At 53.2% G+C, this 26,254-nt stretch carries 31 protein-coding genes and 1 other annotated feature; of the genes, 25 read left to right on the top strand and 6 right to left on the bottom strand.

Translation table 11 applies throughout. The features are described 5' to 3' along the window. Positions 1-13: 13 nt before the first annotated feature. Together EVJ22_RS05590 and EVJ22_RS05585 are read right to left on the bottom strand one after the other, a co-directional pair. On the bottom strand, positions 14-577 hold the full coding sequence (locus EVJ22_RS05590; RefSeq protein WP_233589614.1) for a prepilin-type N-terminal cleavage/methylation domain-containing protein: 564 nt from the start codon (positions 575-577) through the stop codon (positions 14-16). After that, a complete protein-coding gene (locus tag EVJ22_RS05585) occupies positions 516-980 on the bottom strand; it encodes a type II secretion system protein (protein ID WP_071399373.1) in 465 nt (154 codons plus the stop codon). The genes EVJ22_RS05590 and EVJ22_RS05585 overlap by 62 nt, the downstream gene beginning before the upstream one ends. A 158-nt stretch (positions 981-1,138) precedes the next feature. Here EVJ22_RS05585 and EVJ22_RS05580 point away from each other — a divergent pair, with 158 nt between their 5' ends. The 25 genes from EVJ22_RS05580 to EVJ22_RS05460 all read left to right on the top strand — a co-directional run bounded on the left by EVJ22_RS05580 (position 1,139) and on the right by EVJ22_RS05460 (position 22,886). Continuing rightward, entirely contained in the window at positions 1,139-2,365 is a 1,227-nt protein-coding gene (locus EVJ22_RS05580; RefSeq protein WP_071399374.1) for a G5 domain-containing protein, read from the top strand. Further along, entirely contained in the window at positions 2,362-2,643 is a 282-nt protein-coding gene (locus tag EVJ22_RS05575) for a hypothetical protein (RefSeq protein ID WP_071399375.1), read from the top strand. The genes EVJ22_RS05580 and EVJ22_RS05575 overlap by 4 nt, the downstream gene beginning before the upstream one ends. Before the next feature lie 4 nt (positions 2,644-2,647). Beyond that, positions 2,648-4,306, top strand: coding sequence for a GspE/PulE family protein (locus EVJ22_RS05570; RefSeq protein ID WP_131443447.1), 1,659 nt, complete (start codon positions 2,648-2,650; stop codon positions 4,304-4,306). Between the two features lie 4 nt (positions 4,307-4,310). After that, positions 4,311-5,348, top strand: a complete 1,038-nt coding sequence (locus EVJ22_RS05565; RefSeq protein WP_084813075.1) for a type IV pilus twitching motility protein PilT — start codon at positions 4,311-4,313, stop codon at positions 5,346-5,348. 4 nt (positions 5,349-5,352) lie between these two features. Then, on the top strand, positions 5,353-6,570 hold the full coding sequence (locus tag EVJ22_RS05560; RefSeq protein ID WP_071399376.1) for a type II secretion system F family protein: 1,218 nt from the start codon (positions 5,353-5,355) through the stop codon (positions 6,568-6,570). Between the two features lie 140 nt (positions 6,571-6,710). Next, positions 6,711-7,169, top strand: a complete 459-nt coding sequence (locus EVJ22_RS05555; protein WP_131443446.1) for a prepilin-type N-terminal cleavage/methylation domain-containing protein — start codon at positions 6,711-6,713, stop codon at positions 7,167-7,169. A gap of 89 nt (positions 7,170-7,258) precedes the next feature. Further along, positions 7,259-8,011 carry a prepilin peptidase gene (locus EVJ22_RS05550; protein ID WP_131443445.1) on the top strand — a complete coding sequence of 251 codons (753 nt, stop codon included), beginning with the start codon at positions 7,259-7,261 and terminating at the stop codon, positions 8,009-8,011. Positions 8,012-8,023: 12 nt separating this feature from the next. Further along, positions 8,024-9,625, top strand: coding sequence for a pilus assembly protein PilM (gene pilM / locus EVJ22_RS05545; RefSeq protein ID WP_131440940.1), 1,602 nt, complete (start codon positions 8,024-8,026; stop codon positions 9,623-9,625). After that, the gene (locus EVJ22_RS05540; RefSeq protein ID WP_131440938.1) at positions 9,622-10,329 is read left to right on the top strand and encodes a hypothetical protein; all 708 of its coding nucleotides are present in this window, start codon (positions 9,622-9,624) and stop codon (positions 10,327-10,329) included. The genes pilM and EVJ22_RS05540 overlap by 4 nt, the downstream gene beginning before the upstream one ends. A 138-nt stretch (positions 10,330-10,467) precedes the next feature. Next, complete coding sequence (locus EVJ22_RS05535) at positions 10,468-11,055, top strand: Maf family protein (RefSeq protein ID WP_070327700.1); 588 nt, start codon at positions 10,468-10,470, stop codon at positions 11,053-11,055. Between the two features lie 23 nt (positions 11,056-11,078). Continuing rightward, positions 11,079-11,708 (top strand): RadC family protein, encoded by a 630-nt coding sequence (radC, locus tag EVJ22_RS05530; RefSeq protein ID WP_131443444.1) that lies wholly within the window; start codon positions 11,079-11,081, stop codon positions 11,706-11,708. Between the two features lie 85 nt (positions 11,709-11,793). Then, a complete protein-coding gene (locus EVJ22_RS05525) occupies positions 11,794-12,210 on the top strand; it encodes a hypothetical protein (RefSeq protein ID WP_131440932.1) in 417 nt (138 codons plus the stop codon). A 119-nt stretch (positions 12,211-12,329) separates the two neighbouring features. Beyond that, a complete protein-coding gene (locus EVJ22_RS05520; RefSeq protein WP_071399437.1) occupies positions 12,330-13,166 on the top strand; it encodes a DUF2785 domain-containing protein in 837 nt (278 codons plus the stop codon). 193 nt (positions 13,167-13,359) lie between these two features. Further along, complete coding sequence (locus EVJ22_RS05515) at positions 13,360-14,397, top strand: rod shape-determining protein (RefSeq protein ID WP_070327697.1); 1,038 nt, start codon at positions 13,360-13,362, stop codon at positions 14,395-14,397. A gap of 13 nt (positions 14,398-14,410) precedes the next feature. Continuing rightward, positions 14,411-15,301: a rod shape-determining protein MreC gene (mreC, locus tag EVJ22_RS05510; protein ID WP_070327696.1), complete on the top strand. Its 891-nt coding sequence runs from the start codon at positions 14,411-14,413 to the stop codon at positions 15,299-15,301. 1 nt (position 15,302) lies between these two features. Further along, positions 15,303-15,797: a rod shape-determining protein MreD gene (mreD, locus tag EVJ22_RS05505; protein ID WP_084813088.1), complete on the top strand. Its 495-nt coding sequence runs from the start codon at positions 15,303-15,305 to the stop codon at positions 15,795-15,797. A 5-nt stretch (positions 15,798-15,802) separates the two neighbouring features. After that, positions 15,803-16,471, top strand: coding sequence for a septum site-determining protein MinC (locus tag EVJ22_RS05500; RefSeq protein WP_233589613.1), 669 nt, complete (start codon positions 15,803-15,805; stop codon positions 16,469-16,471). Between the two features lie 5 nt (positions 16,472-16,476). Further along, positions 16,477-17,334 (top strand): septum site-determining protein MinD, encoded by an 858-nt coding sequence (gene minD / locus EVJ22_RS05495; RefSeq protein WP_071399440.1) that lies wholly within the window; start codon positions 16,477-16,479, stop codon positions 17,332-17,334. 41 nt (positions 17,335-17,375) lie between these two features. Then, positions 17,376-18,701 (top strand): ribonuclease E/G, encoded by a 1,326-nt coding sequence (locus tag EVJ22_RS05490; protein ID WP_131443443.1) that lies wholly within the window; start codon positions 17,376-17,378, stop codon positions 18,699-18,701. Positions 18,702-18,756: 55 nt separating this feature from the next. Beyond that, positions 18,757-18,828 (top strand) — a sequence feature (ribosomal protein L21 leader region). 15 nt (positions 18,829-18,843) lie between these two features. Next, a complete protein-coding gene (rplU, locus tag EVJ22_RS05485) occupies positions 18,844-19,152 on the top strand; it encodes a 50S ribosomal protein L21 (protein ID WP_070327691.1) in 309 nt (102 codons plus the stop codon). A gap of 5 nt (positions 19,153-19,157) precedes the next feature. Next, entirely contained in the window at positions 19,158-19,493 is a 336-nt protein-coding gene (locus EVJ22_RS05480; RefSeq protein WP_070327690.1) for a ribosomal-processing cysteine protease Prp, read from the top strand. 12 nt (positions 19,494-19,505) lie between these two features. Further along, complete coding sequence (gene rpmA / locus EVJ22_RS05475) at positions 19,506-19,787, top strand: 50S ribosomal protein L27 (RefSeq protein ID WP_016508537.1); 282 nt, start codon at positions 19,506-19,508, stop codon at positions 19,785-19,787. Positions 19,788-19,853: 66 nt separating this feature from the next. Beyond that, positions 19,854-20,294, top strand: a complete 441-nt coding sequence (locus EVJ22_RS05470; RefSeq protein WP_070327689.1) for a Spo0B domain-containing protein — start codon at positions 19,854-19,856, stop codon at positions 20,292-20,294. Beyond that, complete coding sequence (obgE, locus tag EVJ22_RS05465; protein ID WP_070327688.1) at positions 20,295-21,584, top strand: GTPase ObgE; 1,290 nt, start codon at positions 20,295-20,297, stop codon at positions 21,582-21,584. Between the two features lie 15 nt (positions 21,585-21,599). After that, a complete protein-coding gene (locus EVJ22_RS05460) occupies positions 21,600-22,886 on the top strand; it encodes a hemolysin family protein (RefSeq protein WP_071399442.1) in 1,287 nt (428 codons plus the stop codon). Between the two features lie 36 nt (positions 22,887-22,922). On the opposite strand, the gene EVJ22_RS05455 is transcribed toward EVJ22_RS05460, so the two are convergent. From EVJ22_RS05455 to EVJ22_RS05440, 4 genes are all read right to left on the bottom strand, one after another. Continuing rightward, positions 22,923-23,699 (bottom strand): NUDIX domain-containing protein, encoded by a 777-nt coding sequence (locus EVJ22_RS05455; protein WP_071399443.1) that lies wholly within the window; start codon positions 23,697-23,699, stop codon positions 22,923-22,925. 125 nt (positions 23,700-23,824) lie between these two features. Beyond that, a complete protein-coding gene (locus tag EVJ22_RS05450; RefSeq protein WP_131443442.1) occupies positions 23,825-24,406 on the bottom strand; it encodes a DedA family protein in 582 nt (193 codons plus the stop codon). A 106-nt stretch (positions 24,407-24,512) separates the two neighbouring features. After that, positions 24,513-25,052: a transcription repressor NadR gene (locus EVJ22_RS05445; protein WP_070327684.1), complete on the bottom strand. Its 540-nt coding sequence runs from the start codon at positions 25,050-25,052 to the stop codon at positions 24,513-24,515. Then, positions 25,030-26,160, bottom strand: a complete 1,131-nt coding sequence (locus tag EVJ22_RS05440) for a cysteine desulfurase family protein (RefSeq protein ID WP_233589612.1) — start codon at positions 26,158-26,160, stop codon at positions 25,030-25,032. The genes EVJ22_RS05445 and EVJ22_RS05440 overlap by 23 nt, the downstream gene beginning before the upstream one ends. Positions 26,161-26,254: the final 94 nt, after the last annotated feature.

Below are 26,254 nucleotides of genomic sequence, written 5' to 3'. Positions count from 1 at the left end.
GCCTCCTTTCTTCTCAAAATGGGATCGAGCTTTTAAACGTTTTAATGGAATCGGGATTTGCCTTCAACGATAGGTTCATCTCGATTTCAATCAAGCCGCTCGTCATATAGTTCGGTCGCCGTGGATCATAGACGGGCTCAATCAGTTGAATCGTAATGTTATCTAGTAAGACGTTCGGATTACTCGGCACGTATGAATCTGCTGATAAGTTCAAGCTGATCGGTTCGTATCCGGCTTCCCGATAAATCATCCCAGTCGATGAGATGCGAGGTTCGGATAGTTGGTGGAATTGGTAGGTGTCATCTACTTCGGTGACGGCATCGAATTCACTCCGGTTGACTTCGGATAGGATGGACGTGACTAAATAGTCGGCCTCACTGCGTAGTTCGCTCGTTTCGTTCGTCAATTGAAAACCGAGCGTTCCTGAAATGAAGGCAGTGATGATGACACCGCTTAAGATCGAGGCAACGACGACGGTCACAAGGAGCTCGACGAGCGTAAAACCTTCGGACGCTTTACTGAACGAGTTCACTTTCTGGGACAGCCGTTTCAGGGAACGGCTCACGTAACGTTGCATTCGAAATCACTCCTTTCAACGTGACAGGTGTTCGGAGTCGATCGGTCGTCACGGAAATCTCGACTTCGATTGTATTTGACGGCAGCGTTGACAATTGGGTGATGGTAGCGACGTACGTCTCACCATGGATCCGATAGTCAGAACAAAAATCACATTCTGAACTCACGCCGTTTCGATTCAACAGTTTATTCAAGTCAAGCGTTTCTTGAACAGCTGAGGCTCGTCGATCTAATGTATGCAGTGCGTTTTGAGCGACTTGGTTGGCGATGGTCGTACTCAGACTATCATTCGTCGTCTTCAGGCTTTGGCTGAATATGTTTAACAAGGAGAACGAGACAATCGATAAAATGACGATCGACACGAGTACTTCGACGAGCGTAAAACCTTTTTCGGAACGGGCCAACGCATTGACCTCCTTTTCAAATATAATAAAATACTAGGAAAAAAGCGTATGATTACCTAAATAAATGTTAATTTATGTCCAATGCATATTATACTAAAGTTAGAGTACGAAAGGATAGTAAATCGAAAGTCTCAGTTTTTTACATAGGGGGAATTGGAATGAAGCAATATGGGATGCACTTTTTCATCCTGACATGTCTTGTGTTGCTCGTATCGTTACCGACGATCGGGCTCGTCAACTATCTCGACGCGTCAGCGAAGACGAGTGCTACATATAAAGACACACGTGTCGCCGGGATCGATATATCGGGGATGACGAAAGAAGAGGCGGTCGTCCGTCTTGACAATGCCGTCAAAGACTTCGCAAACGCACCGTTCACGGTCACGCTCGTCGACGGGACGGCGCTCGAAGTCGGGAAAGACGTCGTGACGTTTAACGTGAACGATACGCTTGAAGCTATATCCGAACCAGGGGACTATCCGCTCATCACAACAATCGATGAAGAGCGAATCGCTCCGTATTTAGAGAATCAACCCGTCACGATGACGATGGTGACCCCACCGCTCGTCGCCTCAGCGTCTGAGCTCGATTCGAACGTTGCCCTTGAGATGGTCGCAGAAGAGAACGAGGTCGTCGCGTCGATGACGATTAGTCCGACACCGGCAATGCGCTCGGCGTTAGAACGGATGAACGGATTTGAAATGGATGCAGGCGACATGTTCAGCTTGAAGTCGTTCGGGGAAGATTTTGAAGCACTCACGCCGCTCGGCTCATCGCTTTATAAATTGTTTGCGGCGACTCCGTTCAAAGTGCTCGAGCGTGTCCCGCATGAAGTGCTTCCGAGCGGCATCGAGCTTGGCTACGACGTCAAAATCGATGCCGGCTCGAACTTCGCCGTCCAAAACACGGAACAATCACCTTACGCCATCATCGTCCTAGATGAAGGGAACGTGATGACGGTGCAACTGCTCGGGAAAGCGTTCGTCGGCGCGTACGAATCGCGGGTCGAAGAAGTCGCAAGCGTGCCGTACCAAAACGTGATCCGCTTCTCCCCATCACTCCCGGCCGGAAGTTCTTCGGTGACGCAATCCGGTCAAACTGGAGAGTCAGGGAAGTTGTATCGCATCCGTGTCACCGAGGCAGGCGAGACGCGTGAACTGTTGGGCTTTGATTTCTATGAGCCGGTACCGGAGATCGTGACGAAAAGTTCGGTCCCACTACCGCCGCCTGAACCGGTTGAACCGGTCATTCCAACGTTCCCGGACGAAACACTGGACGACGATCCGTTTAATGACGATATAAAAGATGATGGATTGAATGAATTTGAAGAGCAACCGCCGGTGGACGAGGACGTCCCGGCGTCTAGCGAGGAGGCAGTCGGATGATCGGATATGTAATACTGCTCGCTTTTTGGGTGCTGGCCACGTTGACGCTGTTTGCCTTGTCAATCCCATACGTACGGAAGCGCGAGACGAAACTCGTCGTGTCGGTACTTGTGGCCGTGTTATCGCTCGGTATGTATATGTTGTATGCGGAATCGCTTGAACGGACGTGGTGGGCTTGGCTCCTCCTCGTCATCGGTTTAGCGGGCGGCGCAGCGTTGAGCGTCTTCATTGAACAGCGAGACGTCGAGCAGGAGGTACCTCAGAGGATGGTGAAGTAATAAGATGAGACGAACGAAAAAACGATTAGGCGAGATGTTGACCGAGGCTGGATTGATTACGAACGAGCAACTCGACGAGGCGCTCGCCCAAAAGCGGCGAGGCGAAAAACTCGGCGATGCACTCATGCGGTTGCACTATTTGACCGAGACACAATTGATTCAAGTACTTCATGAACAACTGGACGTACCAATCATCGCACTATATTCGCAAGACATTAACGTGACCGTCACAAAACTCGTGCCAAAAGCGATTGCACAAAAGCACGACATCATGCCGATTGAATTACAGGGGAACACGCTATTCGTTGCGACGGCGGATCCCCTTGATTTGATTGCAATCGATGACGTCCGGTTGCAGACCGGAATGAATATCGAGGTCTACATCACGACACGTGAACAAATCCGGAAGACGATCAGTCGGTATTACGAGATGGACGCCTCGCTCATCGAGATTTTAAAAGAAGAGGCGCCGGAATTCGAACGGCAAGAGACGGCATCGCGCGACGATGCCCCGGTCATTCGGCTCGTCAACCAGCTGTTTTTGAGCGCGATCGATCAACGGGCGTCAGATATCCATTTCGATCCACATGAGAAGCAACTACACGTCCGCTTCCGCGTCGATGGTGATTTACGGACAGAAGCGGTTTATCCAAAGAAAATTCAAAGCGTCATGCTGACGCGACTTAAAGTGATGAGTAATCTAGACATCACGGAAAGTCGGCTGCCTCAAGACGGTCGGATCAAGTACACGCTACGCGATCGCCCATACGACTTCCGCGTTTCGACGCTCCCGACGATGTACGGCGAAAAGATCGTCATCCGGGTGCTCGATTCTTCACAAGGGTTGACCGACTTGACGAAACTCGGGTTCGGCGACCATAACGAGATGTTGTATCGCGACATGTTGAAGCGGCCGAACGGCATTATTTTGATCACAGGGCCGACCGGTTCGGGTAAATCGTCAACACTGTACGCATCGCTCAAAGAACTAAATGACGAGTCGAAGAACATCATCACAGTCGAAGATCCGGTCGAGTATCAACTTGACGGTATCAATCAGGTCCAAGTCAATGCGAAAGTCGGGCTTACGTTTGCTTCCGGCCTCCGCTCGATCCTCCGCCAAGACCCGAACATCGTCATGGTCGGGGAGATTCGGGATACCGAGACGGCCGAGATTGCGATCCGGGCCTCGCTCACCGGACATTTAGTCTTATCGACGCTCCATACGAACTCGGCGATCAGTTCGATCACCCGCCTCGTCGATATGGGGGTCGAACCGTTCCTCGTCGCGGCTTCAACGTCCGGCCTTGTCGCCCAACGCCTCGTCCGCCGCGTCTGTCGCGACTGTGGTCATGAGCAACCGGTCTCGAAACGGGAACAAGAACTGTTCGACGCCGAACATGTGGCGATCACACGCGTCATCCGCGGAAACGGGTGCTCGTCGTGTAACTTTACAGGCTATCGTGGGCGACTCGCCATCCATGAAGTCGTGCCGATTGATGAAGAATTGCGTCGTTTGATCATGAACCAAGCGACCGAGGCCGAGATGGTCGAGCAAGCGAAGCGATCCGGTGCCCGGTTCTTGCTCGCCGACGGTCTCGAGAAAGTCGCTCAAGGTTTGACGACGACCGAGGAAATACTGAGAACAGTCATAACGGAGTGAACCTATGATCCATCAATCAATCGAAGCGATTTTAACGAAAGCGGTCGAACAACGTGCCTCAGACATTCATCTGACCGCCGGTTCGCCACCGATTTTCCGGATTGACGGCAGTCTGATTACGATGGGCGAGGAGAAAGTGCTCCCCGTCCACATCGAAGGCTACTTAAAAGAGATCATGACCGACGAGATGCGAGGCCGCCTCGAGAACCAGCGCGACCTCGACTTTTCGTTCGGCGTGCCCCGCGTGTCGCGCTTCCGTGTCAACGCTTACTATCAACGTGGCACGATCGCCATCGCGTTTCGTTCTATTTCCGGGGAAATCCCGACGTTGAACGAACTCAATTTACCGCCGGTGCTCAAGCGCCTCATCGAGAAACCACACGGGTTGATCCTTGTGACCGGGCCGACGGGGTCTGGGAAATCGACGACGCTCGCGGCGATGATCCATGAGATCAACCGGACGCAGCGAAAGCGCATCATCACACTTGAAGACCCGATCGAATATTTACACTCGCACGATCAGAGCATCGTCGACCAGCGGGAAATTGGATCGGACGTCATGAAGTTCGTGAACGGCCTCCGGGCGGCGCTCCGCCAAGATCCGGACGTCATCTTGCTCGGGGAGATGCGCGACTTAGAGACGATCTCGACGGCGATGACCGCCGCTGAGACCGGTCATCTCGTCATGGCGACACTCCATACGTCGAGCGCGATGTCGACCGTCAGCCGGATCATCGACGCTTTCCCGGCCGAACAACAAGATCAAATCCGGACCCAACTCGCCAACGTGTTGCTTGGGGTCGTCAGTCAGCGCCTGTTCCCGCGTGTCGACGTGCCGAAGGGTCGGGTCGCGGCGATGGAGATCATGATCGGGAACGCAGCCGTCGCCAACTTGATCCGGAACGAGAAGGAGTTTCAGCTCCCGACCGTCATCCAGACGAACCGGCAGAACGGGATGCAATCGATGGAAATGTCGATTGAACAGTTGATCCGTCAAGGGGTCATCAATCCAAGCGCCGTGCCAAGCGAAGAAATGAGGTGAGACTATGGCCATCTTTCAATACGAAGGAAAACTGCTGAACGGGAAGCGCAAGAAAGGGCGGATCACCGCCGTATCGCTCCGGGAAGCCAAAGATAAACTTCGGCAAGAGTCGATTCTCGTCACTGACTTGTCCGAACTCGAGTCGACCGGACTGAACACGGAAGTCAACTTATTGCCGGAACGCGTCAAGATCGAGCATTTGATCATGTACGTCCGCCAGTTCGCCACGCTCATCCGGGCCGGCGTCCCAATCGTCCGGGCGACGTCGATTTTGCGCGTCCAGACGGAATCAAAGCTGTTGAAGAAGACGCTCAGCCAAGTCGAGGACGACCTTCGAGAAGGGATTGCCTTTTCGGAAGCGATCAAAAAACATCCGCGCGTGTTCTCGAACTTCTTTAGTTCGATGGCACTCGCGGGTGAGGCGAGCGGTAACTTAGAAGAAGCACTCGACCAAATCGGGCTCCAACTTCAGAAACAATATGATATTAAACGTAAAGTCATTTCGGCGCTCACGTATCCACTCGTCGTCTCGATTGTCGCGATTGGCGTCGTCGCTTTCCTCATGGTGAACGTCGTCCCGACTTTTGCGACCATTTTCGGACAGCTTGGCGGTGAGCTTCCGCTCATCACCCGAATCGTCGTCGCCGTCTCAGACTTCGTCGCCGCCTATTGGTGGTTATTGTTCGGTGGTGCACTGCTCGGCGTCCTCCTGTTCTCGTGGATGTTAAAGCGTGACAAGGAACGGTTCTTGATCGACGGGTTGTTGCTGAAGATGCCGATTTTCGGACCGATCGTCCTAAAGTCACAGATCGCGCTCTTGACACGAAGCTTGGCCGTCTTACTGCAAGCGGCCGTGCCGATCTTGTCAGCGATCGAGATCACGGAGAAGATCGTCTCGAACCGGGTCATCCGTAAAGGGCTCGGACAAGCGCGCAATATGATGGCGCAAGGGATCCCGCTCCATGAACCGCTCGAACGGAACCCGAACTTTCCGCCACTCATGACACAAATGATTGCTGTCGGTGAGGAAAGCGGAGATTTAGATTCGATGTTGAACGAAGTCGCCGAATTTTATGAGACCGAGGTCGAGACGACGACAGACCGGTTGAAGTCGATCATCGAGCCGCTGTTGATCGTCGTATTGGCCAGTATCGTCGGGGTCATCGTCATCGCCATCGTCGTCCCGATGTTCCAAATTTATGGAGATATCCAAAATCAGTAGAAAATTCTTAGTTTATGCATATAAACTACTTTTCAACACCATATTTTGAATGTATAGTAAAATTGCACTACTTATTTTAGTACTACAGTAATGAATCCAGCACAAAATACAGCAAAACACGTAAAAGGGGAGAATCAGTCATGTTAGAAAAAATGAAAATGATTTGGCAAGATGCGAAACAATTGAAAGATGAGCGCGGACTCACACTCGTCGAGTTGCTCGTCGTCGTCGTTATTTTAGGGATTATCGCAGCCATCGCCGTTGTCGCGATCGGTGGGATCATCGAGAACTCGCGTAAAGATGCGATGGTCGCTGACGCGAAACAGATGGTAAGTGCAGCAAAACTATATACTGCTTCTAATCCAAAAGCGGCAACACTTGATTTTGCATCGGGAGGAAACGGAGTTCAGTACCTTTCACAATTAAAAGATCCTTTTGGTGGTGGTAGCTATACTACTTCTAATGTAGTGATCACTGAAGACGCCACTACAAAAGGTAAGTTCAATTATGCAGTTAATTTAGAAGGCACTAAATATAAGTATACAGGTGTTGTAGAAGGTTCTCTCGACAAAGAAGCAGCTAACTTAGTAGCGAAATAAAAATTCTTTCCGGCTGGCGCTGGGCTCTCGCTCAGCCTAGCCGGTTTTCTGTTTTTGGCATATACTTACAAGTAAGGAAGTGACCAATTTTGGTTGACCTCATTGGACTCATTTACAGCATCGTGCTCGGAATGATCATCACCTCGTTCACAAACGTCGTCGGGCTCCGCGTGCCACGCAAGCAGTCGATCGTGACGCCGCGGTCGCATTGTCCGTCGTGCGGACACGTCTTGTCCGCTTGGGAACTCATCCCGGTGTTCGGTTACATATTGTTACGCGGCAAGTGCCGCGGCTGTGGCGGACGGATCGCGCCGACGTATCCGCTGTTCGAACTGCTCGGGGCGGTCGGTTACGGCTATAGCTTTTGGCTGTACGGATTCTCCGGGACGACGTTGCTCGCGTTCGTCTTCTTATCGACGCTGCTCGCACTGGCGATGTCTGATTTGTCGACGATGCTCGTACCGAACGTGATTCTTCTATTTGCGGCGCCACTGCTGCTCATCCTCGCTTATGCGTCCGGAGCCACATGGTGGAGCCCGCTCGCCGGGGCCGCGCTCGGTTTTTCTGTCCTCGCCACCGTTTTTTTCGTCTCAAAAGGGGGACTTGGGGCCGGCGATGTCAAACTGTTTACAGTGATCGGGCTCGTGCTCGGACCACGTGACGTATTGGTCGCCTTATTTTTAGCGAGCTTGATTGGAGCGGTCGTCGGACTGTTACTGATCGGATTGAAACGGATCGGACGCAAGCAACCGATCCCGTTCGTCCCGTCGATCGCACTCGGTACGATGCTGACGTTTTGGTTCAGCGAACGTTTTTTTGATTGGTATTTTGATTTGATGTAGGGGGAAACAAGCATGAGCCGGGCTATAGAGAAAGGAACGGTCGCGTACTTCTCGTTCGATGCACTCAGCATCCACGGGGCCGTGATTAAACAAGGCGTCTTTAAACGAAGCGCTTCCGTCCAATTGGCGAAAGGTGCCTATGCGGAAGGTTTGATTCAAGACGAGAACGCGTTCGGACTCGCCTTTGACGAGTTGTGCCGTAAAATAAAAGTAAGAAAAGGGATGGTCTGTGCCGTCGATATGGCGGAGACGGAAGTGCTGTCCCGCAAAGTCGAGATTCCATCGAATATCCCGAAAGACGAGATCCGTGGCTATTTGTTCATGGAAATCGGCAGCTCGATCATCCTGCCGTTCGACGACGTCGCCTTCGACTACGAAGTGCTCGGCGAGACGGATATGAAGACCGAGGTCATGTTGCATGCCGTCTCGGTCGATTTGACGAAAGCGATCCGCGCCTACATGAAGAAACGCGGCTTCGCCTTGAAAAAAATTGTCCCGCGTCCGATCGCGATCGCGAACGGGGTGTCTCGACTCGAGACGCTCGACCCGCTCAAGTCTACGCTATTGTGGCACGTGACACCGTTCGCGCACCAACTGCTCGTCCTCGAGGAAGGACAGGTCCGCTTCATCCGTGCCATCGAGACTGACTTAGCGTATCGTGCCGACACGACAGACGGCATCGTTACATATACGTTCAACGGCTCAAGCGAGGCGTTAGCGAATCGGACCGATGAATGGTTGAACGAGCTCGCCCGTTTCCTCGACTTCTACCGTTACTCGCTCCGTACGGACGGACGCCCAATCGATGAGCTGATCATCTCCGGGACGGTCCCGGAACTCGACGACCTCGTCCGGACGATTGAACTGGAATCGATGGTGCCGGTCAAACGGATCGAAGACCCGTTGCCGTTGTCGCATGCGACACCGCTAACCCATCAGATGCTGCCGCTTCTCGGGATGGCGACGCTCGACCGCGACCATGACGCCAACTTCATCAATGCGACCGACGTGACGCTGCGTTGGCCAATCATTGCGAGTCTAGCCGCCTTGTTGATCGGCGGCGGACTGACCGGTTATCTTTATTACGAGGTGAATGGGATCGAACAGGACAAAGCACAAGTGAACGAACAGTTACAGCTCGTCCGCATCTACCAGACCGAACAAGTGAACTCGAAAGGGCAGCAAGTCATCTCGCTCGAGCAGACGGTGACCGCGCTGACGACTGAAGAGAAGCAGGCGGTCCCGGCGCTCCGTGCGCTGACCGAACAGTTGCCGCCGACAGGTTACGTCTTGACGTACAACTATGCCGACGGTTCGCTCATGAGCGTCCGGACCCAGTTTGAGACGTTACCTGACTTGAACGCGTTCCAACGAGCGCTGTTGAACGATCCACGGTTCGATAACGTCAAACTGCTCGGTGTGACGACCGAGACGAAAGCAGAAGCGGACCAAGACGCGGAAACGGATACGGGGACACCGGTCCTAAATGCGTCAGATGAGCCGCTTCCACGCTATATCGGAGAGTTCACATTCACGTTTATCGATGCCGAACCTGAGACGCCTGAAGGCGAGACGGAACAACCCGAGGAAGATGAGGAGGTGGTGAGCGAATGAAACGTTCAACGATTTATTTGATCTTTACAATTTGTTTGTTCGCAGCCATCGCCGTCCCGTCGTACTTCGGCTACCAGTACTTTATCAACCAAGGTGAATTGAAGGCGCTCGATCGCGAGCTATCACTCGAACAGACGAAGCTCGAACTGTTGCGCCAAGAAGGCGAAGTCGTCGACGTCGCCGACTCGCAGCGCTTGCAGACACGCGTCCCGACGGAGCCGGCCCTCGATACGGTCGTTGAGACGCTATCGCAAGCGAGCCAGCTGTCTGACGTGCGTGTGACGAGCATCGCTTTCGCGGACGGACTCGTCGCCGAATCGGAAGTGCCGGAACCAATCGACGAACCGGAACCGAACGATGTGAGCGAGACGGCCGAACCGGCTGAACCGGTCGAGATCACACCGGTCAACGCCTCGTCCGTCCGCTCGACGGTGTCGCTCCAAGCGGAGACGTATGAGGCGCTCGTCCTCTTCCTCGAGTCGGTCGAGTCGATGAACCGGGTCCACATTTTGCGGACCGTCCAGTTCACGGGACCTGCCGAAGCGGGCCCGAACACGACCGAACCTGCCGCACCGCTCGACTTCACGGTCGAACTCGATGCGTTTTACCGGCCCGACCTCGATCAACTCGTTCCGGATCGCTACGTACCGACGCAGACGTTCCCACGAAAAGATATCCCGGTGTACGATTACACGACACCGTGAGCAGACGTCCCTTCGAAAAAGAAGGGGCGTTTTTTTTGGCGGCTTGGATTGTGTTCGGGTGACGCTTTGCCTACAATCAACAGAGAAGCGTGAAACGGCAAGGAAGCCCGTTTCGAAAGTATGGAAGGAGTCGATACAATGAACACAACACAGAAACGTGTCATCCTCGCCTCGATGTCGCCGCGGCGGACCGAGTTGTTGAAACAAGCCGGCATTTTGCACGAGGTGATCCCGTCAAACGTCATCGAAGGGACTGACGGACGTGAGCATCCGGACGAGTACGTCGGACGTCTCGCCCGTGAGAAAGCGATGGACGTCGCACGAGACAACCGCGACGCGATTGTGATCGGGTCGGACACGGTCGTCGTCCTAGACGGAACGATTTTAGAGAAACCGAACGACCGCGATGACGCACGCCGGATGCTCAAGCATTTGTCAGGGGCGACCCATGAAGTGCTCACTGGCGTCAGCATCATCGGACCAGACCGGCATGACTTGTTCGTCACGACGACGCACGTCACGTTCATCGACATCCCGGAGTCTTGGCTCGACGGCTACCTCGATTCGTCGGAGCCGTATGACAAGGCCGGTGCCTACGGGATCCAAGGGTCGGGCGGTTTGTTCGTCGAACGGCTCGAAGGGGATTACTATAACGTCGTCGGCCTCCCGCTCCGGCCGCTCGTCGAGACGCTCGAGCGTCACGGGGTATCGCCGCGCTTTCTGTGAATGATGCGAGAGTAGGTGAAGGAATGACTATGGTGCTCGACCGAAGTGTTGAATCCGCTATTGCCAGACTGCTTCAAATCGGTGGACGGGGCGGGGACCCGCAGGCGACGGCCCGGCGGTTGTCAGATGTATATCCGACGCTTCGGGCACTGTCACAGGCGTCCGTGCACGACCTCTGTCAAATCGAAGGGATGACGAAGAAGAAAGCCGAGCAGTTGCTCGCGGCGTTCACAATCGGCATCCGTTACGTCGAAGAGCCGAAAGTAGAGTCGCCGACGATCCGGTCGCCGCAGGATGCGTACGAGCTGCTGCGTGATGAGCTCCGGCTACTTAATCAAGAACATTTCGTCTGTTTGTACTTAAACACGAAAAATCAATTGATCGCGCGCAAGACGTTGTTCGTCGGCGGATTAAATTCGTCGATCGTTCATCCGCGCGACGTCTTCCGCGAAGCGCTCAAGCTGTCGGCGGCGTGTTTCATCGCTCTGCATAACCATCCGAGCGGGGACGCGACGCCGAGCCGGGAAGACATCGAAGTGTCGGAGCGCTTGGTCGAAGCGGGCAACATTGTCGGGATCGCGTGCCTCGACCACGTCATCATCGGCGAGGATCATTATGTCAGTATGAAGCAACGGGGCTATATGAATGGGTGAAATGGAATTAATTTTCCAAATGAGACATCTGTTTGTTATACTGACAGACGAGGTGTTTACATTGGAGAAATTAATTTGGCTTTTAATGATTAGCTTTGCATGTTTAGCGAGCTTCGTTCCGCTCGACCCAATCGTATTATCACTCGTCGTCTTCGTCCTGTTCGTTTTGATCAGTATTGCGTTATATTACCGACTACAGAAACATCATTGGCTCGATCGCTTCTCACCGCTCGTCGGCATCGGAATCGGCCTCACCGCACTCGTCGCCTATCTAGCTGTGTTTCTCGCTTGGGGGAATGCAACGCTTGATTCACAAATGTGGCAGATGGTCGGACAACTCACTTTCACGTACGTCGGGGGTTATTTGTTCGTTCTGATCATCTCAAGCTTTGTGGCTGGAGCGACGCGTCAAAAGCCATCGCGGTTTTATCGGCCGGTGCTTCTCCTCTCCGTAATTTGCTACGGGGCGATGCTGTTAATGTCACTTTCGACGCGAACTTGAATCGGCCGTAATTTGAAGCAGGCGCATATCCGCCTGCTTTTTTGTATTTTAGAGGAGTCGTCAATCACCGCGTTGAAGATGTAAGGACAGAAGGTTAATCAAAGGGGACATGAAAATACATGAACGAGGAGAGTATTTACAGTGAACAAGAGTTAAAGCTGACGTTGAAGGCCATCAAAAACCGGACAGCTCAGTTACACGAATTAGACGAGGATCGCGTCATCCAATCGATGCTCCATCATATCGGTTCGACGGACCCCGAAATGCGAGACCAGTTGATTTATACGCTCTTTTACCGGTTCATCATCGAAGACGAGCAACTGACGAACGAACAGTTGACGAACATGTTGAAGACAACGCTCAAATACCACTTGTTCCACGGAATCGGAGAAGCGGAATCGGATACGGTCTTCACACGGTCGTTCTCGACGTTGTTGATTGCCTTGATTGTGTATCAAGACCGTCAACAAGGATTTTTACCGGAAATGGATATCGAGATGTTGAAAGCAAAGCTCCTGGCGTATCTTGATTGTGAAATCGATACGAGAGGCTATGTGCCCGCAAAAGGTTGGGCTCATTCCATCGCCCACGTGGCCGATGCATTCGACGAACTAGTCTTGCATCCGAAACTTGACGAGACGGAGTTCAGCGAAATCTTGGAGGCGCTATGGAACAAAGTCATGATTCCGACTGTCTATCTGCATGACGAGGACGAGCGCTTGCTGAATCCCATTTTTGCCTTGTTACATCGCGGGATGGACGAACACGAAATTATCATTCTGCTAGAAGGCTTGCCTGCTAGATTGAGTGTACAAAAACAGCAACTCGAGGCCGAACAGTATTGGCACGTCGTTTGTAACGTGAAGTCGTTTTTGAAAAGCTTTTTTGTGAAATCATTTGAGATGAACCGACCGATGCTTCAAACCACCGTGTCTGAAACGTTGAAGCAGATATGACGAGGTCCAGGCAGGCGCTTCCATGCGTCTGCTTTTTGATTTGCGTTTTTGTTGAAAAGAAGGCACACTAATATACGGTGGAACAGGACTGAGATGAAGGGGATTGTAAATAACCTGTAATCGATTGAACGTTTTCAAACATGATTTTTCCGTTATAATAATAATTAGTGTAACCAGGAGAGGGGCAGTACGTATGTTTCGTAGTTTTAACCGAGAAATCGGAATCGACCTTGGAACGGCAAATACGCTCGTTTATGTAAAAGGTCAAGGCATCGTTGTTCGTGAACCGTCCGTAGTGGCGTTCCGTACAGATACAGGTAGAATTGAGGCCGTAGGTAATCAGGCCAAAGATATGATTGGACGTACGCCGGGGAACGTCACGGCACGCCGTCCGATGAAAGATGGGGTTATCGCTGACTTCGAAACGACAGCAACGATGATCAAATATTTCATGGAACAAGCACAAAAATCAAAGAGCGGGTTGTTCTCATCGAAAACGAACGTTATGATCTGTGTGCCAAGCGGCATCACGTCAGTTGAAAAACGTGCGGTTGAAGATGCGGCCAAGCAAGCAGGCGCTCGCGAAGCGTATACGATTGAAGAACCGTTCGCGGCAGCAATCGGCGCCGGTCTCCCAGTTTGGGAACCGACAGGCTCGATGGTCGTCGATATCGGTGGCGGTACGACCGAAGTCGCAGTGATCTCACTCGGCGGCATCGTGACGAGCCAATCGATCCGTGTCGGTGGTGACGAAATGGATGACGCCATTATTCGTTACATTAAAAACAAATACAACCTCATGATCGGGGAACGTACGTCAGAAGCGCTCAAGATGGAAATCGGTTCGGCCCGCATCGACGAGTCGAACGAAAACGAAACGATGGAAATCCGCGGACGCGATCTCGTGACCGGTCTCCCGAAACAGATCGAAGTAGGGGCAGTTGAAGTGTGCGAAGCACTTTCAGACACGGTCGACGCGATTCTAGCCGGTGTGAAACAAACGCTCGAACAAACACCGCCAGAACTCGCAGCCGACGTCATGGACCGCGGTATCGTCCTTACAGGCGGCGGCGCGCTCCTTAAAAACTTGGACGGTGTCATCTCTGATGAGACGCATATCCCGACTCTCATTGCGGATGAACCGCTCGATTGCGTTGCGATCGGGACTGGAAAATCTCTTGAAATGATGGACGTCCTCCGTTCAAAATCAGGCATCTCGTCACGCCGATGAAAGGTGTTAAACGATGAGCCGGTTTGTACGTAATAAAAAGCTCATCATCACGCTGATCGGTATCATTTTATTTCTTGTCATTTTAGGAGTTTCGATTCGAGGACGGTCGGAATCCGCCTGGTACCAAGACGTCACGCGTGATGTGGTCGGAACGTTCCAACGGGTGTTCACGGTGCCGATCGGCTGGATGGATAGTACCGTGTCCTCGATTTCGAACGTCCGTGAAATTTATGAAGAGAACCGTGAATTGAAGCAACATTTGACGAAATACGCCGAAGTGTCTGTCGAAGCTGACGACCTGCGCCGTGAGAACGAGGAGTTGCGTCAAATGGTCGAGGCGGGCGAAAGCTCGCTCCGTGACTTTGATTTGATTCCGGCAGAGGTCATCGGGCGCACGCCGAACGACTGGCAGCGCTATGTGACGATCAACGTCGGGCAAGAACGCGGCGTTGAAAAAGGCATGGCTGTGACGGCCGCTGGCGGCATGGTCGGGCGCGTCATTCAAACGAGCGCCTATACGTCACAAGTTCAGCTCCTGAGCGACAACAACCGGACGAACAACGTCTCTGCGGTCGTCAAAGATGCGGACGGTAAGGCGGCGTACGGAACGATCGACGGCTTCGACAGCGAGACGAACGAACTCTTTTTCACAAAGGTTTCGAACAGCGTCAAGTTGAAAGAAGGCGAGATCGTCTCGACGTCAGGGCTCGGCGGACGTTATCCGGCCGGTCTCGTCATCGGTAAGGTGAAGTCGATCGAGACCGATGAATATGGTGTGTCTCAAGTTGCCCGCATCACGCCAGAGGCGGACTTCAACGAGTTCTCGCAAATGTTTGTCATCGATCGAACGCTAGACGAACCGTTTTTGACGGGTCCCGAGGAAGGAGGAGCAGCGGGTGAGTAACATGAAAGTGTTCATCGCCCTGTTCCTCCTCTTTCTTATTGAAGGGACATGGGCTGCCATCTTTTCATGGCACTACGCGACGCCGTTCGTGTATTTGACGTTGATTGGGTTAATGTACGTCGGTTTGTATGGCCGGTTTGAGTCGGCACTCGGATTCGGTCTCGTATTCGGGTTATTGTATGACATCGTCTACACCGACTTGCTCGGAATTTACTTATTTACTTTTTCACTCATTCCTCTCTTAGTCAGCTTCGTGTTAAAATATATAGGTGAGAACTTCTTCTCGGTCGTCATCACGTTCACGTTCATGATTCTCGTCTTCTCCTTCGGGATATACGGTATCATGGCAGCGGTCGGTGGGACGACGATTACCATACAAACACTATTAGTTGAACAGATTCCAGGGACGCTCGTCGTCAATGTGATCGCCGTCGCGATTCTTTATTATCCGATGACGCGATACGTGGCGGTGCGCCCTGTAGCGAAAAGAGGGTAGCCATGATGGAGCGTAAACGACACATTACGATAAAAGGACATCGCAACGGTATTGCAATCCACTTCAATCCACGGAGTGGCGTCGATGAGGTGCTCGGAGAGCTTGAGGCCACGTTACAAGAAATGGAGCCGCCCTCTGGGGAGATTGCACTCAAGTTGCACGCGGGTACTCGTTATTTGGACGAGGAGCTGTCACGTCAAATTCGTGAAGTCGTTGCTCGTCATGGCGTTTTTTATATCGAGGAGCTGTCGAGCGAGGTCATGTTGACCGAAGAGGCGAAAGCGACTTACGGGAAAAAGACGTTCCATTACCATAGCGGTACGATCCGCAGCGGGCAAGTGCTCTCGTTTGAGGGTTCGGTGCTCATTGTCGGCGACGTCAATCCGGGGTCTGAAGTTCGGGCGACGGGAAGTATCTATTGTTTAGGCACGATACGAGGAAATGTCCGGGCCGGTGTCGAAGGATGGGAGGACGCGGTCATTACCGCAAGCCTATTGCATCCGCTGTTTCTAGCGATCGGTGAACACGTGCTCACGCCAGACGACGATGCCGAGATGCCAGAGATCGAGATGGGCTGCGCGTATCAGACGAATCATGGCATTGAAATGACGCGTCTCCGCCAAGTCATGACAGGGCTTAAAGACGCATATGCAATGGAATTACAGAGAGGGTGAGTTTGATGGAGCAAGTAGTAGAGCCTGTACATACAGCAAAAGAAGTGAAGAAAGGTCGGGCCATCGTCGTGACGTCGGGGAAAGGTGGCGTCGGCAAGACGACGACGACCGCTAACCTCGGGACGGGTCTCGCATTGTCCGGACACTCGGTCTGTCTCGTCGATACGGACATCGGTCTACGGAACTTGGATATCATCCTAGGACTCGACAACCGGAGCATCTATAACCTCGTCGACGTCATCAACGGGCAGTGCAAGTTGCCCCAAGCGCTCGTCCGTGACAAACGGTTCGAAGAGATGTACCTGTTGCCGGCGGCCCAGTCAAAAGACAAGACATCGGTCCAACCGGAGCAAGTCAAAGAGATCATCGACCAGTTGAAGACGGAATATGATTTCGTCTTGATCGACTGCCCGGCCGGAATCGAGCAAGGATTCATGAACGCCATCGCCGGCGCCGACGAGGCTATCGTCGTGACGACGCCTGAGAAGGCGGCCGTCCAAGACGCGGACCGCATCATCGGTATGCTCGAACAAGCGGAACACGTCGCGGCGCCTAAACTCATCGTCAACCGCGTGAAGAATCATCTCGTCGCATCGGGCGACATGCTCGACATCGATGACATCATGCGCATCCTGTCGATCGACCTGCTCGGCGTCGTCGTCGATGATGAAGAAGTCATCGCCGCGGCAAACCGGGGTGTCCCGGTGACAATGAACCCGGACAATAACGCCGGACAAGCGTATCGCAACATCACACGCCGTATTCTCGGTGAGTCGGTGCCGCTCATGTCCATCCAGACGGACCAACAACCGACCGGATTTTGGGCACGATTGCTATTGAAGTTTGGAATGAAAAAAGTCTAAGGCAACGAAAGTTGCCTTTTTGTGTCGAAAGGAGTGCTCGTATGAAACTCATCTATGAACGGACCCCGTCAATCGAGCGGGCCATGCTCGTCGACGGCGAGCGTCTGCTTGAAGTCGAGGAGCGCTTTGTCGATCAGCTCTCGGTCGGGACGATCCTTGAAGCCGCGATCGAACGGATTCATCCGTCACTCGGTGCCGCTTTCCTCGTCAACGGCGAGACGACATTTTTCTTGCCGATCGCCGAGACGCTCCGGGCGCTCGCTGCCTACCCGGAAGTCCCGGGTATCGGTCAGGCGGCCGTCGTCGGGGAGAAACGTCTCGTCCAAGTGACGAAAGAGGGCATCGGGGGCAAGCACCACAAAGTGACCGAGAACATTCGGTTCGGAGGGCGCTATCTCGTCTACTTCCCGTATGGACGGCGCCAGTTGTTCAGCCGCAAGCTCGACCTCGCTACGCAGGACCAGTTGTCGAAAGTGTTCACGCTCAATGAGGCGGAAGGTGTGTTGTTCCGGACCGAATCAGGACAAGCCAGTCCAGAGGCGCTTCGCGAGGAGCTGGCCTTGTTGCGGGCCCGGGCAGCTGACGTCGAGACGGCGCGCCGCGGTCAAGACGAACTGCTCTGTGAGCAGTTCGTCCGGCGTCATTCGGTCGAGTCGGTACTGTTGAACGATAAAGAGGCGCAAGAGCGTTTGAAGCGGCTCGACGTCCCGGTCGAACGCCACATCGGCAAAGGCCGGATGAAAGAAGCCGCGCGTTTAGACACAGCGATCGAGAAGCTCGGGAACCGTGTCGTCTGGCTCGAAGGCGGGTCTTACGTCTTGGTCGAACAAGTCGAGACGATGACTGTCATCGACGTCAACAGCGGCAAGAACGTCGCCGTCAAAGACAAAGGGCGCGCCGCCGACACGATCAATGAGGCGGCGCTGTATGCGATTATGGAACAGCTCCGCCTGCGCAATATCGGCGGCATGGTCGTCATCGACTTTTTACGCGGGTCAAAAGACGGACAAGACCGACTTTTGAAACGAATGAAAGAACTCGGGGCCCGTGACCCACGTCGTGTCGAAGTGTACGGCTTCACACGGATGGGACTGTTCGAACTATCGCGCGAGCGGACCGGACGTTCGATTCAAGACCGGATGACGTATAACGGTGCACCGTCGAAGCTGGCCGTGTTCTCGCGGATTGAACGCACGCTCATGGAGCTAGACGGAAAACGGGAGGCGGTCGTACTGTCGCTGCCGGCGAAGTGGCAAGACGGGGCCTGGGACGCGTCAGGTCTTCATGTGTTCTTTATAGAAGGAGAGCCCGGCGTCGCTTTTCATGGTACACTCGAGGAATGTGAGAACTTCGTATCTCGTCATTGACAAGCCTCGCGCGAGAGTGGTAATATCTATAACGTTAGTTCGTTTGGAAGCACCCAAATGGCTACAACCGCACAGAACGGGTTGAAACGGTTTCGCCCTGCCCTGGATGGCGAGTCTGAGTTTAATAAGGAGGTGCACGTATATGTACGCAATCATCAAAACTGGTGGTAAGCAAATCAAAGTTGAAGCAGGTCAAGAGATCTACATCGAAAAACTCGATGCTGATGTCGAGGGTACTGTAGAATTCGGTGAAGTTCTTTTCGTTGGTGGTGACGATGTTAAAGTCGGAGCTCCATTCGTAGAGGGCGCTAAAGTAGTAGCAACTGTCGTTAAACACGGTCGCGCGAAAAAGATCACTGTCTTCAAAATGAAAGCTAAGAAAAACTACCGTCGTAAGCAAGGTCACCGTCAGCCTTACACGAAAGTTCGCATCGAGAAAATCGAAGCGTAATTTCTATGATTCAAGTAACGGTCAGACGAGACGAGACGAAGTCGATTCGTTCCGTCGAAGTGACAGGTCACGCCAACTTTGCTGAACCCGGTTCTGACTTAGTGTGTGCCGGCGTTTCCGCTATCATTTTTGGGGCGTATAACGCTGTTGAGGTACTCGCAGGCCAGTCGCTTCTTGTAGAAATGGCAGACAAAACAGAGGGTGGTTACTTTTATGTCGAGACATATCCTGAACTATCACCGCAGGATATGACTCGCACCCAGCTGTTATTAGAAGGGATGCTCGTGCAACTAGACACGATCGCCCAAAGTTACGGTGATTATATCCAAATTGAACAATAGGAGGTGGACCTCATGTTACAATTGAACCTTCAGTTCTTCGCATCGAAAAAAGGAGTTGGATCGACTAAAAACGGTCGTGACTCGATTTCGAAACGCCTCGGCGCTAAACGCGCTGACGGACAGACAGTTTCAGCTGGATCGATTCTCTACCGTCAACGCGGTACGAAAATTCACCCAGGTGAAAACGTCGGCCGTGGTGGCGACGACACATTGTTTGCTAAAGTTGACGGCGTAGTACGCTTCGAGCGTCTTGGTCGCGACAAGAAACAAGTGAGCGTTTACCCAGTTGCGTAAGTAGAACCACGCAAAAGACTCTAGCCACTTATTTGGTTAGAGTCTTTTTTACTAGGAGAGGATCAAATGGACTCACAGGCAACGCTGAAATTATTATCGACCGTCCGTCACGAATGGATGAATCGGCTTCAGATGATCTCCTTGTATGCGGCGCTCGAGCCTGATAGACTCGAGGAGCTGTACGAACGTTATCGTCAGCACGCCGACGAGGAGAGTGCGCTCGTTCGCTTAAATATGCCGGCGACTAGTCTCGTCATCATACAGGCGAATTGGGAAGGGCGGTTGACCTATAAGGTATCGACCGACCGTGCGTCGTTGGACGACGCACGCGTGGCGGATAAACTTGTCCGTCTTCTGTCAGGAACGGATGGACCGATTCATGTGACGTTCACGGACGGACTGGCGGTTCGCGTCTTCGGCAACGTGCCGGGAGATGTGTTCACGTCAGACGAAGTGCACGAACAGACTGTAGAATGTTCTACGTTTCGTTTAAAAGGAGGGAATTAAATGTTTGTCGATCAGGTGAATATTTTTGTAAAAGCTGGAGACGGTGGTAAAGGAATGGTCGCGTTCCGTCGCGAGAAGTATGTTCCAGACGGTGGACCAGCAGGTGGTGACGGTGGTCACGGTGGCGACGTCGTCTTTGAAGTAGAAGAAGGATTACGGACGCTCGTTGATTTCCGCTTCTCGAAGAAGTTCATCGCCTATAACGGTGAAAAAGGAATGTCGAAAGGGATGCACGGACGTAAAGCGAAGCCGCTCGTCGTCAAAGTCCCGCCAGGCACAATCGTCTTCGATTCAGTGACGGATACTGTCATTGCCGACCTTACCGAGCACGGCCAACGGGCCACGATCGCTAAAGGCGGCCGCGGTGGACGCGGAAACTGTCGATTTGCGACACCGTCGAACCCGGCACCAGAAATCGCTGAAAACGGGGAACCGGGCCAAGAGCGCGAGTTGCGTCTTGAACTGAAACTCCTCGCCGACGTCGGTCTCGTCGGATTCCCGTCAGTCGGGAAATCGACGCTCTTGTCGGTCGTCTCATCGGCACGTCCGAAAATCGGAGCGTACCACTTCACGACGATCACACCGAACCTCGGTGTCGTTAAAACAGCTGACGACCGTGACTTCGTCATGGCCGACCTTCCTGGACTTATCGAAGGTGCGAGCCAAGGCGTCGGTCTCGGTCACCAGTTCTTGCGTCATATCGAACGGACGAAAGTCATCGTCCATATGATCGATATGAGTGGGATCGAAGGACGTGACCCGTTTGAAGACTACACGACGATCAACCGTGAGCTCGAGTCGTACAATTTACGTCTCCTCGAGCGTCCACAGATTGTCGTCGCCAACAAGATGGATATGCCGGATGCGCCAGAACTTCTTAAAGAGTTCCAACAGAAAGTCGGCGATGACGTCAAAGTCTTCCCGATTTCGGCACTCGCGAAAGAAGGACTTCGCAACTTGCTCATCGAAGTAGCTAATCTCGTCGACGCGACACCTGAATTCCCACTTGAAGAGCTCGAAGCGAAAACAGCCACACCACGTGTCGTCTATCGTTACGAGAAGGAAGAGAAAGGGTATCAGATTCATGTCGATGAGTACCAACGCTTCGTGATCACGGGGCCGCGCATCGAGAAACTATTCAAGATGACGAACTTCGATCACGATGACTCGATCAAACGATTCGCCCGTCAGATGCGTCAAATGGGCGTCGATGAGGACCTTCGTAAGCTAGGTGCTCAAGATGGCGACGTCGTTGCGATCTCTGACTTTGAATTCGAATTTGTCGAATAATCTTTTAAATAGGAAATGGAGTGTGAAGTAAACGTGGACCCTGTGCCCTCGTCTAGTTTAATTCTTTATGCAGTTCTAGTATTTTTGTCAGCTTTCTTCTCTTCAGCAGAGACCGCGCTCTCGAGCGTGAACCGCGTCCGGATGATCCGGATGAGTGAAGACGGGGACAAGGGCGCCAAACGCGTTCTCCACCTCGTCGACCGGTTTGACGATACGCTCTCGACGATCCTCGTCGGGAACAACATCGTCAACATTGGTGCCGCGACCGTTTCGACGGCGATCGCCACGAGTATATTCTCGGGTGGGACCGGCTTGATTGTCTCGACGTTCGCGACGACCGTTGTCATCTTGATCTTCGGTGAGATCTTGCCGAAATCACTCGCCAAAGAATTCGCTGAAAAGTATTCACTTTTGATCAGCGGAATCTTGTTGTTCCTTGTTAAAATCCTGAAGCCGGTCACGATGATCTTTACAGGTCTCAAGCGCTTGACGCTTCGCATGATCGGGATGGCCGACAAAGAACCGTCGGTGACGGAAGAAGAGTTGAAAGTGCTCGTCGATATGGGTGAAGAAGAAGGAGTGCTCGGTGAGAAAGAAGCCGAACTGGTGCATAGCGCCTTCTCTTTCAACGACATCACCGTCGATGACGTGTTGACGCCGCGGATCGACATCCTCGCCGTCGACATCGACGATACGCTCGAAGAGATCAAAGACACGATCTTTAGCGGGGGGCACTCTCGTCTCCCGGTGTATAAAGACTCGATTGACAACGTCATCGGGGTGTTGTCGGAACGTGACTTCCTTCGTTCGATGATGCGAGACGAAGTGACGGATATCCGTTCACTCATTCGTCCGCTCACGTACGTGTCACCGCAGACGAAATTGATCGAACTGCTCCCGATTCTGCAGCAAAAACAATCACACATGGCTGTCGTCCTCGATGAGTTTGGTGGGACGGCTGGTCTCATCACGCTCGAGGATATGCTTGAAGAGCTCGTCGGCGATATTTGGGACGAGCACGACGAATCGATCGTCTACTTGAGACGGCTTCGAGACGGCGTATACGAGTGTATGGCCGACATGGACGTCGATCAGTTCGCTGACGAGATGGGGATTAAAGAACCTGAAGTAGATGCCAACACGATGGGTGGTTGGATCGTCGAGCTGCTCGGCGACATCCCAGAGAAAGGTGCGCGTGTCACGTATGACGACATGACGTTCACCGTTCTCCACGTCGAAAAACGACGCATTCGCAAACTGTTAGTCGAAACGAGTCAATCCGAATCGGCTGAACAGGCATAAGAAAAGGAGATCGCCACGTGGCGATCTCCTTTTTGTTTAGACGGTATGGTGGCGCTCGACGCGCTCGAGCAACTCGTAAGGACGAACCTTGTAGATTGCGTGCGGGATGTACGTCGGGTCGATCGCATCAATGAGACGCATCTGGAAGTGGTCACGTTTGATGTAGTCCGACACGTTCGACGCATCGATCGGGAAGAAGCCGACCTCGTGTGTCTCGCCTGCTTGCGGACGAAGGTCGCCCGAGACGTAACGCCCATGGAACGAGACGCAGAGGACGCGTGACGACACGTTTTGATAGATCCCGATGATGCCGTCGATTTCGACGTCGGCCCCGGTCTCTTCTTTCACTTCACGATGGATCGCATCGATGATCGATTCGTGTTCTTCGACCTGTCCGCCCGGCATCTCGTACGTGTCGCTCCGGTGCGTGTTTTTGACGAGCAGCACCTCGCCGTCATCGTTCGTGATGTAGGCGGTCACGGAGACGATCGTGCGCGGCGGGGTGTAGTGTCCGGTCGGCATCATGAACTCTTCGCTCGACTTGATGTACAAGTCTTTCCCGAGACGGGCCCGCTTCTTCATCGCCTCGCGACGGAGTGCGCTCGAGCGGTAATCGCGTTCGACTTGTTCATAGTGCTCACGGTCGCGGTATTCCCAAAGTGCCATGACCTCGGTTTGGTCCTCGGTCACCCAACGGCCGACGAGCCGTGCGCCGTGCGATACCTGAATCGGATACAGGTATGTATGGAAAAACTCAGTGAATTCTTGCAAGCGTTCGGGACGGATCGTATACGTTTTTCGACGATGGAACATGAAAATTCCTCCTTTGACGGTTGCTGTCTCTGTGCTTTAGAAATAGATTGATTTCCTCACTATGACGTATTCGCCATACGTATCAGTTTACCCTCTATTTAAAAAAAGTCAGCCCGAACTTTTGTTCAGGCTGACTTTTTCATGAAGTTCGGATGTGAGCGGATATAGCGGGCGACAAAGAAGATGCCGATGCCGAGCCCGATATAAGGAAACAGGCCGTGTGTGTATTCGCCGATATATCGCCAATTACTGCCGAGCATCATGCCGACTTTGACGAAGACGAACGACCAGATCGCAAAGACGATCGTTGTCATCGTCAGGAATTTACGGAACGACAACCGCATCACGCCGGCGCTGATGGCGAACAATTGACGCCAAATCACGCTGAGGCAGACGATCCACGCCCCGTACTTCTCAAACCACGACTCGGCTTGAAGCTGTTTCTCCTGCTTGATCCGAAACGAGCGATACAATCGCAGGGCGACCGGTCGTCCGCCGTAGCGGCCAATCCCATACAATGCGACCTGGGTCACGACGAAAGCCGACCAAGCGAGCAAAAAGATGAACAGGAATGACGCGTCAAGGGAACCGACGAGATAACCGCCGTATGCGAGGACGAGCTCGTTTGGGATGACTTGGATGAAGATGCCGAGCGGGATACTGAAGACGCCGCATCCGGCCAAGAGTTGCTCGAGGAAGTGCCACATGACAGATCACTCCTTTCAATACGTAGTAGGGAATTTGTTCCATCCATCAGTATAACGGACAAACTAGGAAAGCAAAAGAAAAGATGTCACAAAGGCGTGACATCTTTTAGTCGAGTTCGGAAACGAGCACGCCGAGGCGCTCAAGTTCAGAGACGGCGGCATCGATCGCGTCCGCACTGTCGGCTTCGAGCGTGTGAATGTGCAGCCCACCCGTCAAATGGGACAGTGGGGCAGCCTGGTTGGCCTCAACGCGTTCGAGGAAGGCCCGGACGTCGCGCCGGCTCTTCACCATCAACTGACCAGTCAGCGACCCGTAGACGGGGTGGTCGATGATGACGTCACGAATCGTGACACCTTCGTCGACGATGGCGTTCATCTCGGCTTCCATGTCCTCGGCTTCGTGCCGACAGACGACTTTTCGTGTGTAGGCGGACGGTGACGCCTCGCCGGGTAGATAGACGTAGCCGCGGGCGGTCGCGACGATTTGGTGGCCTTTCGCCTTCAAGAGCGACAAGTCTTGGACGATGACTTGGCGGCTGACCGCGACGCGGCGGGCGAGCTCGGAACCGGTGATCGGTTCCGTACTCGCTTCAATCAATTCCAATAAAGTGCGCCGGCGTTCTTCACCGGCTAAACGTTTGTTCATGGTGTTCAACTCTCCTTGCTAAAGTGACGATGGCATCGGCGAGTGCCGCCGTGGCTTCGGCGGTTGTCTGTTCGCCGAAGGAAATTCGAACGAGCCCGTGGCAGGCGCTCGTCTCATAGCCGAGTGATTCGAGCATGCGGTTCGGTCCGTTTTGACCGGCCCGGCAAGCCGAGCCGGCCGACACTTGGAAGCCGAGTGCGTCGAGTTCGGTCATCCACCATTGGCCGTCCCGTTTGTCCGAGACGAATGAGAGGATGGCCGGACTTTGGTCGTCGAACTCGAGCCAGTCAACATGTGACGATGTCTTCTCTTTCAAGATAGCACGAAACGCTAAGAAATTTCTTTCGTGACGTGTCCGATTCTCGTGCCGATTGGTGAACGCCTTGACGAACGCAGAGATGCCGGGCACGTCAATCGTCCCGGGACGGATGCCGTACTGATGGTGACCCGGGTAGTAGGGTGGAGGCAATAGACGTTCCATATAGAGACCGCCGACTCCTTTCGGCCCGCCGACTTTATGGGCGCTGAACGAGTAAGCGTCGATCCCGTCGACCGAGACCGGTATTTTTCCGAGCGCTTGTACTCCGTCGATATGGAGCAGTACTTTCTTATATTTAAGTTTACAGAGGATGTTATGGAGCGGCAAAATCCAGCCGGTGTCCGAGTTGACGTGCTGAAACGTGACGAGTCCGATATCACGATCGAGCAAGTGGAGGAACTTGTCGTGGTCGAACTGGCCGTCTTTCAGCTTGAGGCGATGGACGATCACACCTTCAGCTTCCCACTCGTCGAGGAGGAGCGAGACCGAGTCGTGCTCTTGCCAGGACGTGATGACTTCGCTGCCTTTCATGCGTTTGCGCAGACTCGTCAGCGCGATGTAATTGCTTTCCGAGCCGCTCCCGGTAAACAACAGCTTCCCTCTCAGCATATCGAGACCGAGCGCCTGCTTGACGAGCCGGCGCGCCTCTGTCAAATAGTCCTCGGCTATGAACCCATGCGTATGAAGGGACGAGGGATTGCCGGGGACGCCTTTGGCCATGGCGACGTAATGGTCAAGGGCGGGTTGGGTCATCGGGTGTGTCGCCGCGTAGTCAAAGTAACCGTTCATCGAAGTATCCCCTTTTCTCATGTTGTCTTCTTCACAAAATTATGCGAAACTAGTTTACAAGTCAACATTACATATGAAATACAGGTGATATACA

Source organism: Exiguobacterium sp. SH0S7, assembly GCF_004337195.1.
GTDB lineage: Bacteria > Bacillota > Bacilli > Exiguobacteriales > Exiguobacteriaceae > Exiguobacterium > Exiguobacterium aurantiacum_A.
The sequence above is the reverse complement of the archived record's forward strand: the minus strand, read 5'-3'. Positions and strand labels throughout refer to the sequence as shown.